Below are 13,538 nucleotides of genomic sequence, written 5' to 3' on the forward strand. Positions count from 1 at the left end.
TATTCTGTAATATAGTTTTCTATATTTTGGAGTTATACTGGTTGGCATGTTGAAGAAATCGTGGACTTTTGCCGTTTTGGCCGCCATGGTTATGGCTCTGCCGAGCGCCTCCTTTGCGCAGACTGGCCAGAAACCGAAGAACGAGACGAAAGGACAGTCTCAACTCGCGGGAGGCTTTGCTCGCTTTGGCGAAACGTACAGCCTCAAGAGCGGTTGGAACTTTCAGTTCATTAGCGCGAAGTACACGGTTCAGCCGTTCCTCTGCTACGGCGACTCATTGGCGATGAGTGGCCAGAAACTGCTGGTCATCGACTTCTCGCTAAAGAACGCGACGCACGACGACATGTGGTTCGGCGGCATCGACCAAATGATCTCGGTTTTTGACGATAAGGGGGCTAAATACAGTTCTTGCGCGACCCAACTGGAGAGCAATGGGATCAAGTCGATGGACCGTACGTTGAAGCCAGGGCAGGGAATTGGGCAGCCGGAACTCAAGGATCCCCTTCGAGTTTGCTTCCCGGTGCCCCTTGACGCGAAGATCACGAAGATCATCTTGAACGAGCCTCGGTTGGGCAAAAACGAAGAGGTCGTGCGATTCCTGATGGCAGGCACTGACAAAGAATCTGACCCGAAGAACATCATCGCACCGCTCCCGAAGAATGTGGCTGATCCAAGCGACCCGACGGGTGCGGTCGCCCTCAAGGCGGGGCTCGCAAAGATCGGAGACGTAGTTCCTTCGGGCGAATTTTCGTTCAAGGTCACGGGTGTCACGACCACGAAGGAAGCGCTTGACCCGGATAATCCGCTGGAAGATGGCAAGCAGTACGTGGTGGTGACCGTTCAAGCCAAGAACATCTGGGGCGACAAGGCTAGCTATTTCGATGCACAGGACACAGACGACAACGTCTTGGTCGACGCAGACGGTGAGAAGTATCATGCGGCGAAGGTGCTCAAGGCATCATCGAACGAAGAGGCGGATACAGGGCGGCAGATGGATCCCGACGACACCTACACGGTTCGGTGGGTGTTTGTGATGAGCGAAAAGTCGAAGGCGACCGTGTTTCGGCTACGCGCCACGTCCGAGGCCTACACCTGGGCATTCGACTTATCTAAGTAGAACGCGGGCCCACGGTCGTTTGTTTGGGGTATCGACCAGGGCTCAGCATTCATCGGGGCGGAGTCGGTATCCGACTCCTGTCTCGGTTTGGATCAGGCGATGTTGGCCCGGTCCCGAGTCGATTTTTTGCCGCAGGTTGGCCATATGGACGCGAAGAGTATGGGTCGAGTCTTCGAATGCAGGACCCCACACTTCGGTCAGGAGTTGCTTTTGGGTCACGACCTTACCGGCGTGTTGACAAAGAATCGACAGCAGTTTGTATTCGATCTGGGTCAGTCGAATCTCTTCGCCCGCAAGGGCGACGACGCGGGCGGCAAAGTCGACGCGAAGATCGCCGGCCTCGAAGACGGCGACATCGGGGGCGGGTTTGGAATGTCGCAAGGCCACTCGCACACGCGCCATCAATTCACCGACTGAAAAGGGTTTCGTCAAGTAGTCGTCGGCACCCTGGTCGAGGGCTCCCACCTTGTCGTTCTCCTTCCCCCGAGCCGAAAGGACGATGATCGGTACAGTCGACCATTCGCGGATGCGGCGCAAGACCTCCAGGCCGTCGATATCCGGCAGGCCGAGGTCCAGGAGAACGATTTCTGGATTCTTTTGCGCGACTAGTCGGATTCCCTCTTCGCCGGTGGCGGCCTCGTACCAGGTCGCCTCGTCGTCGCCCAAGCTGGCGCGCAGGAACCGACGGATTGGCACCTCGTCTTCGATGACGACGAACCGGATCGGGTTATTCACGGCCCTCCGATTTAGTGGGGGCAGGTTCAAGAGGGAACTCGATGCGGAAATCGGCCCCGACCTTCGTGGGGACGATGGATATTCGGCCCTGATGGGCTTCGACCGCGGCTTTGCAAATCGCTAGCCCGAGGCCAAAGCCAGCCGAGGATCGCCCTCTGTACCGTTCGAAAACCTGCGCGCCAACTTCCTTAGGGATGCCTGGCCCATCGTCGATGACGTCGAGTTGGGCCGACCATCCGGCCTGACGAATCGTGACTTGAACGTGAGCGTCTCGTCCGGCGTGGCGGCTTGCGTTTTCGAGCAGGTTGACGATCACCTGCTCAAAAAGCACGCCATCGGCTCGCACAAGCAATTGCCCACCCTCCACCTCGACCGAGACGGGATGGTCGAACAGGGATTCAGTGCGAAGAATGGCGGCGTTCACGATCTCTTCCAGATTATGCCAGTCGTAGTTGAGATCGATGGAGCCTCGAATCCTCGTCATGTCGAGAAGGTTTTGAACCAACCGGCTCATTCGCTCCGATTCTTCGACGATCACCGATGCCAAGTCTTGCTGTTTGGCCGTCGCTTCGGCATTCGACTTTAAGATCGACGCCGCGCCAAGAATGGATGCCAGCGGAGTGCGCAGGTCGTGAGAGACCGAGCTGAGAAGGTCTCCGCGCAGTCGCTCCGTCTCGGCCTTCAGGGCGGCAACATGAGAGGCCTTGGCGAAGAACGCGCGCTCCAGCGCGGTCGAAAGCAGGCTTCCTACCGCTTCGATTAGGTGGCGACTCGACGTGTCGAGTTCGCGGTCGCTAAGTTGGACGGCGAATGCTCCGAAAGTCTCCTCCGATCCAGCGAGGGGAAGGTAGAAGCCTTCGGCACCGGAGAGCGTATCGGTCGATGCTCCGGCCGGCTTGCCGTGATCCACAACCCATCGTGCCACCGCCTGCTCCTTTTCCGTACTCTCAAACCCGTTTTCGGACGCAACCAAGGGCCCGAAGAGGCCCGCGCTTGAAATTCGTAAAACGGCAGAGTCGGCCCCAACGAGGGAGCGAATTTTGTCGATGGCGAGTTGCGCCATTTCGGTTTTGCTTCGCGTGCCCGCCAGCTTTTTGCTGAGATCGTACAGTGCGGCGGTGTTACGTTCGCGATCGGACGCCGCCCGCGAATGCTCCTTCAGACGCGATGTGAGCGAGCTAATCATCAGCGCCACCGCCAGCATGACGGCAAAAGTCAGAACATTCTGAACGTCGCTGACCGCGAACGTGTGAATGGGCGGAACGAAGAAGAAGTTGAAGCAGGTTACGGCGAGAACGGCGCTCAGCATGGCCTCCCGGCGCGTGTGGCGAACCGAAACAATCGACGTTCCCAGCAGGTACAGCATGATGATGTTCGCGTGGCGAACTTCGTTGCCGATAAAGTGACCAATAACGGTTGCCAATGCGACGAGCAGGATGGTTTCGGCGATACCTTTGATGCTCCATGCACCTTCTCGTTGAGATCGTCGCAAGGGCGTGCCCGATGCTTCATCGCCGGTGATGATCAGAACGTCGATATTGCCACTGCTCCGCACCGTATGGTCCACCACCGACCCGAAAACAATCTCCTTCCATCGCTGGCGAACCGGCTTGCCCATGACGATGGTCGTGACGTTCTCTTGTTGGGCGTAGGCGATGAGTTCGGAAACGATGTCGTCGCCGGCGAGGGTCGTGGTTTTGGCGCCTAGCTCCTCGGCTAGGCGCATGGCGGCATCCATTTCGGCTTGGGCTTGGGTGCCGATGCCTGCCTGTCTAGAGGAGGCGACGGTGACGGCTAAGAGATCGGCGTGGAGGCTGTTGGCGAGCCGCCGCGCGGCCCGGACGACTTTCGACGCCATTCGGCTGGGGGCGACACAAACGAGGATGCGCTCGCTAGCGTGCCACGGCTCGGTCGTTTTGGTGAGCGATCTAGTTTTGCGGAGTTCCTGATCGACCCGCTCGGCGGTTTGACGCAGGGCGAGTTCTCGAAGCGCGAGAAGATTTCCTTTCTTAAAGAAGCCCTGCAGAGCCTGCTCGATCTTCTCGGGCACATAGATTTTGCCGTCCTGTAGGCGTTGTTGGAGTTGCTCGGGCGGAATGTCGATCAGCTCGATCTCGTCAGCGCGTTCGATGAATGAGTCTGGAACGGTTTCCTGGACGAAGATGCCGGTGACCTGGGCGACGACGTCGCGCAGACTCTCGATGTGCTGGATATTGACGGTGGTCCAAACGCCAATTCCGGCATCCAGAAGCTCTTCGATGTCCTGAAAACGTTTGGCATGGCGCGATTCGGGCGCGTTGGTGTGGGCCAATTCGTCCACCAACACAATCTCTGGCTTGCGGGTTAGGGCCGAGTCAATATCGAACTCTTTGATCTCGATTCCACGATGCTCAATGACGCGCGGGGGCAGTGACTCAAGGTTCTGGGCGAGCGCTTCGGTCTCTTTGCGGCCGTGCATCTCCAGATAGCCGATAACGATCTCTTGCCCCCTCTCACGAGCCTCTTGGGCATTGGACAGCATGCTATAGGTTTTGCCTACGCCAGCGGCCATACCGAGGAAGATTTTGAGGCGTCCCTTGGCTCGCTGAACCTTGTGTTCGGCGACGATATCGAGCAATTCGTCGGCGTCAGGGCGAATGTCAGACATGGATGGACCAGCAAGGTTTACTGCAGAAAGTTACCATTTTCTGGTTCATGAGCCAGACTTGAGATCGTCGAGGGCCAAATTGAATTCGAGAACATTGACCACCGGCTCGCCGAGAACGCCGAGAGTCGGCGCAATCGTGTGATCCAGGACAAGCCGCTTGACGGTGGCATCAGGTAGACCGCGCGCCTTGGCGATGCGATGTACTTGGTACAGGGCTGCCTCGACGGAAATGTGCGGATCGAGCCCGCTTGCCGAGGAAGTCACCAATTCGGTTGGTACCAGAGCGGTGTTCGAGGGGTCCGCGTCGCGATAGGTCTTGACCGAAGCAGTCAGCCGGTCTTTCAGCGCTGGGTTCGTCGGGCCAAGATTGCTTCCGCTGGATGCCGCCGCGTTGTAGGGCGTCGGGGACGTGGCCGAAGGGCGTCCCCATAAGTATTTGGGCTCATCGAACGGCTGGCCGATGAGTCTGGAACCAACCACCTTTCCTCTGCTAACGATCAGCGAACCATTGGCTTGGCTCTTGAAAGCGGTTTGGGCGATGGCCGTGACCGCGAGGGGGTAGAGAACGCCAGTCAGAATCGTGAGAACAACGAAAATGCGAATCGCGATGATAAGGTCTTTCATTTGAAGAACAATCCGACGATGATGTCGATCAGCTTGATGCCGACGAACGGAACGACGATGCCGCCAAGGCCATAAACGAGCAGGTTTTCTTTCAGCACTTTGTCGGCACCGGCCGGTTTGTACTTGAGGCCTCGCAAGGCGAGCGGAACCAGCCCGATAATGACCAGAGCGTTGAAGATCACTGCGCTGAGGATGGCGCTCTCGGGCGATTTCAGGCCCATGATGTTCAGAACCCGCAACTGCGGATAGGTAACGGCGAAGGCGGCGGGAATGATGGCGAAGTACTTCGCAATGTCGTTAGCGATGCTGAAGGTGGTCAGTGAGCCACGAGTCATCAGAAGCTGTTTGCCTGTCTCAACGATTTCGATGAGTTTGGTCGGATTACTGTCGAGGTCCACCATGTTTCCCGCCTCCTTGGCGGCCTGGGTTCCGGTGTTCATCGCTACCGCCACATCGGCTTGGGCGAGGGCGGGGGCATCGTTGGTGCCGTCCCCGGTCATCGCCACGAGTCGCCCGCCTTCCTGATATTCACGGATGAGCTTAAGCTTGGCTTCGGGAGTGGCCTCGGCAAGGAAGTCGTCGACGCCGGACTCAGCCGCGATGGCCGCCGCCGTCATCGGGTTGTCGCCGGTGATCATCACGGTCTTGATACCCATCTGGCGAAGCTCGGCAAATCGTTCTTTGATGCCACCTTTGACAATATCCTTCAGGTAAATCACACCGAGCACCCTGCCGTTTTCAGCCACCACCAGCGGGGTGCCGCCTGCCTTCGAAATCTCTTCCACCTTGGCCTGGATTTCGCTGGGGAAGGTGCCTCCAGACGATTCGACCCACTTTCGAATGGCATCCTGGGCACCTTTCCGGAGTTCGATCCCTTCGAAATTCACACCGGACATGCGGGTTTGGGCCGTGAAAGGTACGAAATGTTCGCCCGCGACCTCTCGGCCCCGGATTCCATATTTCTCTTTGGCGAGCACGACGATGCTCCGTCCCTCGGGGGTTTCGTCGGCCAGGCTGGACAGTTGAGCCTTCTCGGCGAACTCTACTTCGGCGACACCTGGGGCCGGGATGAACTCGGATGCCTGCCGGTTTCCTAGCGTGATCGTGCCGGTTTTGTCGAGGAGGAGCACGTCCACGTCACCTGCCGCCTCGACCGCACGCCCGCTGGTGGCGATGACGTTTTTGCGCAGGAGCCGGTCCATGCCGGCAATGCCGATCGCGCTCAAGAGTCCACCGATGGTGGTGGGGATGAGGCAGACGAGCAGAGCGACGATGACGGTCACGCTCACGGGCTGACCCTGATTGGCCGACTGCACGGCGTAGAGCGAGAAGGGAATGAGGGTGGCACAAGCCAAGAGAAAGACGATCGTTAGCGCCGAGAGCAGGATGCTTAGGGCAATTTCGTTTGGTGTTTTCTGGCGTTTGGAGCCCTCCACCATCGCGATCATTCGGTCCAGGAAGCTCTCGCCGGGATTGGCCGAAATTCTGACCACGATCCAGTCGCTGAGAACCCGCGTGCCGCCGGTGACCGCGCTGCGGTCGCCGCCGGATTCGCGAATGACCGGCGCGGATTCGCCGGTGATCGCGCTTTCGTCCACCGTTGCCACTCCTTCCGTGACATCGCCATCTCCGGGGATGAAGTCACCAGCTTCCACGAGTACGTAGTCGTCTTTACGAAGGGCGCTGGCCGAAACCGATGTAAATTCCGATCGATCTTGGGGAGAGGAGAGTTTTTTCGCCGGAACATCTTTCTTGGCGCTCTTGAGGGCGTCGGCCTGTGCTTTTCCGCGACCTTCGGCCATGGCTTCGGCGAAGTTCGCGAAGAGAACCGTGAACCAGAGCCACAGGGCGATGGAAAGGATGAATGCAGGGGAGGCTTCGCCCTTTCCGACAAGCGACTGAATCCACAGACCAGTCGTGAGAATCGAGCCGACGAACACGACAAACATGACCGGGTTCTTCACTTGAAGGCGCGGATTTAATTTGCGAAGAGCGTCGATGACGGCTCGCTTGACCTGAGCGCCATCGAACATGGCTTGAGATTGATTGGACATTATTTGACACCAGCCATTTGAAGATGTTCGACGACTGGACCGAGAGCGAGTGCGGGTACGAAGGTGAGAGCCCCAACGAGGAGAACGGTTCCGCACAAGAGGATGACGAAGAGGGGGGTGTGGGTTGGCAAAGTTCCCGGTCCGGTGGGCACAACCTTCTTCTTTGCCAACGATCCGGCGATAGCAAGGACGGGAATGATGATCCAGAATCGGCTGATCCACATGATGATGCCGCCAAGGAAATTGTGGAAAGGCACGTTGGCGTTAAAGCCAGCGAACGCCGAGCCATTGTTGTTACCCATGCTGGAGTAGGCGTACAGGACCTGGCTGAATCCGTGCGCGCCGGGGTTGCTCATGCTAGTCTGGGCCGCCCCGCTGACGAGGGGGATGGCCGTTCCCAACAGCACGAGACAGCAGGGAATGAGGATGACGAGTGAAGCCATTTTCATCTCGTACGGCTCGATTTTCTTACCGATGTACTCGGGTGTGCGGCCAACCATGAGTCCGGCGATGAACACGGCAATGATGGCAAAGATCAGCATTCCGTAGAGACCGCAGCCGACGCCGCCAAAGACGACCTCGCCAAGCTGGATCATGGCTAGCGGCATCATGCCGCCGAGTGGCGTGAACGAGTCGTGCATCGAGTTCACCGAACCATTGCTGGCGGCGGTGGTGGCCACCGCCCACAGGGCCGAATTTTCGATGCCGAGCCGTGATTCCTTGCCTTCCCAGTTCGCGGTTGTTGTGAGGCCAACGTCCTTGAACATGGGGTTTCCACCATGCTCCGCGATGTTGCACGGAATGAGGAAAAGGGCAAAGAGGATCGTCATGGCGGCGAGAATGGCCCACCCTTGTCGGCGGTCCTTCAACATCTCGCCGAACGTGATACACAACGCGGCGGGAATCAATAGGATGGCGAGGCATTCGAGAAAATTGGTAAGTGGGGTCGGATTCTCGAAGGGGTGGGCTGAGTTGACGTTGAAGAAGCCCCCGCCGTTCGTCCCTAACTGCTTGATCGCGATTTGCGATGCGGCGGGTCCAACCGCGATGGTCTGATCCGCAACCGTTTTGCCGTCGGCACCCTTGATTGGGTTGATTAGACTAGCGGTTTCGTACCGATGGAAGGTTTGAACCACGCCCTGGCTGGCCAACACGACGCCAAAGAGCAGGGAAAGAGGAAGCAGGATATAGAGCGTGCTTCGGGTTAAGTCGACCCAAAAGTTTCCAAGTTTGCTTGACTCGCGTGACCGTAAGCCACGGATCAGCGCGGCAAGAACGGCAATTCCGGTTGCGGCGCTGACGAAATTCTGAACCCCAAGACCGACCATTTGGGTGAGGTAGCTCATCGTCGATTCTCCGCCGTAACCCTGCCAGTTGGTATTGGTGGCAAAGCTGGTGGCGGTATTGAAGGACGAGTCCGCTGTGACGGCAGGCATTCCGGCTGGATTAAGCGGTAGGAATCCTTGGAGGCGCTGAAGAAGATAGACGACGACTGCACCGATGAGATTGAATAGGACGACGGCGACCGCATACGACTTCCATGTCTGCTCCCGGTCGGGATCGACGCCGCTAAGCCGGTACAGAAGCCCCTCCAGCCATCCCAGCGGCTTGAGGAGAAAGTGTGGCTTTCCGTCGAGGACTCGGGCCATGAAAACCCCAAGAGGCTTGGCGCAAGCCAGGAGAACGGCCACGTAGAGGACAATTTGAATCCATCCCGACATCAGAATGCCTCCGGCTTCAGCATTGCGAAGAAGAGATAAATAAGGAGGAGCAAGCAGAGGACGCCTGCAACGAGGTACAGGCTCATGGTTGTCCCTTTCCTAGACGCTCGCACCCCTTGATGAGGGCCAAAGATGCGAAGGCAAGCAGGATAAGTCCGCCGATTGCCGCGAGATCACTCATGCCTTCAGAGTGGCGGCGGCGAACTGCAAGCCCGTGTCAAGGCCGAATGAGCGACGTCAAGATTTCGTCAAGAAAGGTGAGAGCCCCGAGTTTGGAGTGGGAAACAAACCGGGGCTCGTTTTGGAGTGTTAGTTGGGTCTTTGACTTGAGAGAGGGAGCCAAAGTCGTTATTGCTTGAGGGCTGGGCTGTACCGGCTGATATTTTCAGCGTGATATTTGGCCAGCAGGCTCTCAACCTCATAGTTGGTCAGCATGCCTTGGATGCCGATGGCGATGAGGGCACCGCCCTTCTCAACCGTTTCGTGGAATTCATAGGCGGCGTTTTCGGGGACACCTTGGTCTTTCAGGAAACCAACCACACCTCCCGCGATGACACCTGCTCCGGTGGTCGCCGCTGCGGCGGCAATGGCGATAGCCAATGCACCTCCACCAAGCACGATTCCGATTCCAGGAAGGAAGACGGCGGCGAGGGCCGCGACGACCCCGACCCCGAGGCCGACCCCTGCGCCCGCCAAGGCGCCCGATTCAGCGTCGGCTCCCGTGGTGGTCGTGATGCCGGTCTTGGCGTGAATCTCAAGGTCCCTGAGGTTCAGATTCTCGCCAGCCGAGTAATTTGAGAGGCGACCGGAATGGCTCTCGTTGGCGATGAGGCTGACATCTTTCGGTTTCACGCCGTGGTCCAAAAGGGCTCCAATCGCCCGCTCAGCGTCCGTCATATTGTGGAACGATGCGTAGATCGTATGGGTCATGGTTGTCTCCTTGGTGGGGCTGTAGCCCAGCCAGGTCTTTGTAACCTTATGGACGTCATCCTAAACGCATGACACACGGACAGGACCGTTAGTCCCGGTTCCTGTGGTGGCGGGTGGCCAATGTGCGGCAACTTACGAAGCGAGGCCGTGGAGTTTGCGAAATGCCTCGACGAAAACCTTGGCTAGATCAGGGTCGAACTGGGTTCCAGCGCCCTCTTCGATGGCATTCAGGGCCGTCTCGACGCTGAGCCCCTTTCGGTAAGGTCGGTCGCTGGTCATCGCATCGTAGGTGTCGGCGATGGCGAGAATTCGGGCAACAAGCGGGATGGTTTCGCCTGCGAGTTCGTCGGGATAGCCGCGACCGTCCCAGCGCTCATGGTGACCACGGATTCCCGGCAGGGCATCGGCCAGTTCGGGAATTTGGCGGACGATTTTCTCACCCAGCGCGGGGTGAAGCTTGATCATCTCGAACTCTTCGTCGGTCAGCCGTCCCGGTTTCTTGAGGGCGGCATCTGGTACGCCGATCTTACCAACGTCGTGCAGGGTTCCGGTGAGGAAGACGAGGTCGACGAACCCGGATTCGCTGCCGCAAGCCTCGGCGAGGCTCCGGGCGTATTCGGCGACACGCTGAGAGTGGCCACGCGTGTATTCGTCCTTGGCGTCAACGGCTTCTGCCAACGCCTTAACGGCGGCGTAGCTGGATTGGCGAAGGAATGAAAGGCTCTCCTCGTTGCCCTCAAAGCTGAAGCCCTCAAAGATTTTCACCTTGTTTCGACCCGAGTTCTTGGCTTGGCTGACCGCCATTTCAGCGGCTAGGAGTGCAGTTTCGACGCGGTTGGTGGAGTCGTTGATTTCGCAAAGGCCAACGCTTACCGTGATCGGTAGCTCTCGCTCGATTCGGTTACGAACCGCTTCGGCAAGAAAGGGCGTCGAGTCCTCGTCGCAAAGGGCAAATTGGTTTCCGCTGTAGCGGGACAGGGGCGAACCATCGTTCGCCTCGTCACGGAGGATGTCGGAGACTTGAACCAGAAGCTCATCGCCTGCCTGAGTGCCGTGAGCCTGGTTATACGCCTCGAACTGATCGAGGTCGAAGAGGGCGACCCACTTCCGCGTGGGTTCCTCGGCCAAAAGCGATTCAAGGCTTCGGCGGAAACTGCGGTAATTCAGAAGTTCGGTGAGGGGATCAACATCGAGCATCCGCACCAGTCGTTCGCGGCTGGTACGAATCGAAGTCGTCATCTCGTCGAAAGCGTGCTGAAGCACTCCGATTTCATCTTGTCGAGCGCTCGCGATCGGCTCGGGCCAATGCCCTCGCTCTAGGACGCGGAAAGAAGATACAAGTCGCTCGATCGGTCCGCTGAGTGAACCCGACAAGTAGATTCCGGCCCCGACGCCAAGCGAACAGCCCAGCAGAAGGAGGACCCAAAGGGTCGTTTTGAGCGGCTGGAATGGACCCGTCACATTCGATTCCTTGACCAAGCTAGAAAGTGTGAGCTTGGCGTCGGCTCCGTTGGTCAGCACCGCGACGGGTTGAGATCGGGCAATGTACTTCTCGCCGTTCGTCGTCAGTTCGCCGTTGTGGAAACTCGACATGTCGATAGTTGAAACTACGACCCGACCGTTGTATGAGAGCACCGCTTCGCCACCGGAGAGTCCCGTGATGTTTTCGAGTAGTTGACGATCCAGCCGGCGGCCAAGGACCAGCGTAGCCTGTACGTATTGGCCGATGACGATCGGGTAGGCAGCGGCAACCGAGACCTTTTGCTGATCGAGATAGAGTCCGCCCTTCGGCTTGCGGTCCAGAGCAGAGGAGATCAGACTCGACTTGGCGGCATCGGTCCCCGGTTTTAGTGGGGCGGTATCGGTTGAACCGAGCACCTCGCCTTGTGAATCTGTCAACGCGATCCAATCGACATCGGCAGTGCCTTTCAACTCCTGCAGATGGTCATTAATGGTCCGCTCGTCGGCTTGGTAGACGTTGCGGGTGCCCTGCCGATCTGCAAGGAGGGAAGTCTCGACGAGCAACCGATTGGAGAACTCGTTAATGGCGGAGTCTAGCGCTCGGCTGGTGCGCTGGACCGTCGAGGTCGCAGTCGATTCGGCTTGTCGTTGCGTAATGACAGTGAGGATGAGAAGGGCGATACCGAGCGTCCCGACGATCAGACCGGTGATCGTCAGCAGGATTTTGTTTCGGTACGTTATTCCCTTCATCGGCCCAGATTGAAGCTTAAGTTTGTCGGCCCCGCCGCGTTTAGGCTTCCCTGATAGGTCGCGCCAGACTCGTGCCAGCCTTCGACTTTGTAGGTGCCTTTCGGCACGTCGGCGATGCTGAAGTGGCCGTTCCTATCGGTCTTCGCGAAGAAAGGCGTGCCGACAACGATCACGTATGCGCTCATGTTCGAGTGAATATTGCAGAGGACCGAAACGACTCCGGTCTTGTCGAAGGTGACTTCGCGGGTTTGTCCCTTCGGGTACATGCCGAGGTCGAACTTCTTGGCGCGATATTCGGCAAAGACGTTATGAAAAATGTCGTCGCGGTTCGGAAAGCTAACCGTGCTGTCCGAGGTTACGACCAGTACGTGCGGAATGAACGCTTTGCCCTTCTGCTCGATCTTCGCCGCCATCGGCTTGCTGGCCACCGAGCCGGAAAGCCAGACCACGGCATCCCCAACGGGCTTGCCACGAAGCGTGAGAGTGCCGCTGACAGTCGAAGCTTGTCCGAGGACGATGAGGGGCAAAAGAGAAGTCATCATGGTTAGAATCGAATGGTCTTGTAGAGTCCGACTGTCCAAGGACCGCCGAGAGAGACTTGGTTCGTGCCGGGGCCGCCGGTGTAGTTGGTTAGGAGCGTCATGTCCCAGGGAAGTCGGGTCTTGACCGCCGCCGTCCAGGTTTCTTGTCGCGAAGGGGAGGTCCCCATTGTCGATTTGCGCTCAAGTCGGAAGGCAAGCGTCACGTCTTGCCAGTTCTTGGGTCGATGGTTGACATCGAGGACGTAGCCGGCCATTCGGGTGCCCGGAGCTTGGTAGGCCGCCATCTCGGTGGTAACGATCCAGTGGGGAATCGTCCACCGGTAATCGAACATCAGCATCTGCTCCTCAGAGCCGAGCGTGTCGGTGTCGAAGAAACCGGATAGGCCAACGATCGAACCGTCGTGGTAACGGCTCCACCGCAGGGAGACTCGGTTCAATTTGTCGGCAAAGAGGTGGCTAACGAGTTCGTTAGAACTTGTGACAGAGGCCTCATAGGTGTCGTTGCCTTGAATCGTTTGCACTTTTGCGCCAAGGGTGGTCCGTTCCAGAAGCTTTTGGTCGCCATAGGTATGGCTTTCGATGAGCGGAACGAAGACGAAGTTGGAATACCACTGGTTGTCCCATGTGACTTGGCCGACGGGCAGCAGAAATCGACCGACTTCGGCCGAGGTATTTCCGACCGAGTATCCGAGCGTCGTATTGTCGAGTTCGTGCCAGTGGCAAAAGCTATAGTTCCAGTAGCTAGCCTTGGCGGTCCAGTTGCCCGATGAAGCAGTCAGTTGAAAACGGTTGAATCGCTCGCCTTGGCGGTAGTCGCTTTTCTGACGTCCAGAAACAAACGCCTGTTGGATCGAACCGGACCAGTCAACGCCTTGGGCAGGACAGAGGGCGACGCCCAATGGACCCCAAGAAAGCACCCATGCCAACCGCATACCTGCACGTTTTGCCAGCACGACT

The 13,538-nt window shown here is 58.1% G+C and carries 11 protein-coding genes; 1 reads left to right on the plus strand and 10 read right to left on the minus strand.

Annotated features, from left to right (window positions below; all coding sequences use genetic code 11):
* The first annotated feature begins 46 nt into the window (after nt 1–46).
* On the plus strand, nt 47–1,117 hold the full coding sequence (locus tag GC165_11660; protein MBI1333521.1) for a DUF4352 domain-containing protein: 1,071 nt from the start codon (nt 47–49) through the stop codon (nt 1,115–1,117).
* Between the two features lie 42 nt (nt 1,118–1,159).
* Here GC165_11660 and GC165_11665 read toward each other — a convergent pair whose 3' ends face one another.
* From GC165_11665 to GC165_11710, 10 genes are all read right to left on the minus strand, one after another.
* A complete protein-coding gene (locus GC165_11665; protein MBI1333522.1) occupies nt 1,160–1,852 on the minus strand; it encodes a response regulator in 693 nt (230 codons plus the stop codon).
* Nucleotides 1,845–4,499, minus strand: a complete 2,655-nt coding sequence (locus GC165_11670; GenBank protein MBI1333523.1) for a DUF4118 domain-containing protein — start codon at nt 4,497–4,499, stop codon at nt 1,845–1,847. The genes GC165_11665 and GC165_11670 overlap by 8 nt, the downstream gene beginning before the upstream one ends.
* A 45-nt stretch (nt 4,500–4,544) precedes the next feature.
* Complete coding sequence (gene kdpC / locus GC165_11675) at nt 4,545–5,123, minus strand: potassium-transporting ATPase subunit KdpC (GenBank protein MBI1333524.1); 579 nt, start codon at nt 5,121–5,123, stop codon at nt 4,545–4,547.
* Entirely contained in the window at nt 5,120–7,177 is a 2,058-nt protein-coding gene (gene kdpB / locus GC165_11680) for a potassium-transporting ATPase subunit KdpB (GenBank protein ID MBI1333525.1), read from the minus strand. The genes kdpC and kdpB overlap by 4 nt, the downstream gene beginning before the upstream one ends.
* Complete coding sequence (kdpA, locus tag GC165_11685) at nt 7,177–8,904, minus strand: potassium-transporting ATPase subunit KdpA (protein ID MBI1333526.1); 1,728 nt, start codon at nt 8,902–8,904, stop codon at nt 7,177–7,179. Before kdpA ends, kdpB begins: the two co-directional genes overlap by 1 nt.
* A complete protein-coding gene (kdpF, locus tag GC165_11690) occupies nt 8,898–8,984 on the minus strand; it encodes a K(+)-transporting ATPase subunit F (protein ID MBI1333527.1) in 87 nt (28 codons plus the stop codon). The genes kdpA and kdpF overlap by 7 nt, the downstream gene beginning before the upstream one ends.
* Nucleotides 8,985–9,246: 262 nt before the next feature.
* Nucleotides 9,247–9,828, minus strand: coding sequence for a hypothetical protein (locus GC165_11695; GenBank protein MBI1333528.1), 582 nt, complete (start codon nt 9,826–9,828; stop codon nt 9,247–9,249).
* Between the two features lie 132 nt (nt 9,829–9,960).
* A complete protein-coding gene (locus GC165_11700; protein MBI1333529.1) occupies nt 9,961–12,039 on the minus strand; it encodes a diguanylate cyclase in 2,079 nt (692 codons plus the stop codon).
* Nucleotides 12,036–12,581, minus strand: coding sequence for a methylamine utilization protein (locus tag GC165_11705; GenBank protein ID MBI1333530.1), 546 nt, complete (start codon nt 12,579–12,581; stop codon nt 12,036–12,038). The genes GC165_11700 and GC165_11705 overlap by 4 nt, the downstream gene beginning before the upstream one ends.
* A 2-nt stretch (nt 12,582–12,583) precedes the next feature.
* A complete protein-coding gene (locus tag GC165_11710) occupies nt 12,584–13,513 on the minus strand; it encodes a hypothetical protein (GenBank protein MBI1333531.1) in 930 nt (309 codons plus the stop codon).
* Nucleotides 13,514–13,538 lie beyond the last annotated feature (25 nt).

The sequence above is a fragment of the Armatimonadota bacterium genome, from assembly GCA_016125185.1.
In the GTDB taxonomy this organism is placed as follows: domain Bacteria; phylum Armatimonadota; class Fimbriimonadia; order Fimbriimonadales; family Fimbriimonadaceae; genus Fimbriimonas.

Coding starts and splice junctions, on each gene's coding strand:
- GC165_11670 (MBI1333523.1), bottom strand. CDS start 4,499: ATGTCTGACATTCGCCCTGACGCCGACGAATTGCTCGATATCGTCGCC.
- GC165_11695 (MBI1333528.1), bottom strand. CDS start 9,828: ATGACCCATACGATCTACGCATCGTTCCACAATATGACGGACGCTGAG.
- GC165_11710 (MBI1333531.1), bottom strand. CDS start 13,513: ATGCGGTTGGCATGGGTGCTTTCTTGGGGTCCATTGGGCGTCGCCCTC.
- GC165_11660 (MBI1333521.1), top strand. CDS start 47: ATGTTGAAGAAATCGTGGACTTTTGCCGTTTTGGCCGCCATGGTTATG.
- kdpB (MBI1333525.1), bottom strand. CDS start 7,177: ATGTCCAATCAATCTCAAGCCATGTTCGATGGCGCTCAGGTCAAGCGA.
- kdpC (MBI1333524.1), bottom strand. CDS start 5,123: ATGAAAGACCTTATCATCGCGATTCGCATTTTCGTTGTTCTCACGATT.
- GC165_11700 (MBI1333529.1), bottom strand. CDS start 12,039: ATGAAGGGAATAACGTACCGAAACAAAATCCTGCTGACGATCACCGGT.
- GC165_11705 (MBI1333530.1), bottom strand. CDS start 12,581: ATGATGACTTCTCTTTTGCCCCTCATCGTCCTCGGACAAGCTTCGACT.
- kdpF (MBI1333527.1), bottom strand. CDS start 8,984: ATGAGCCTGTACCTCGTTGCAGGCGTCCTCTGCTTGCTCCTCCTTATT.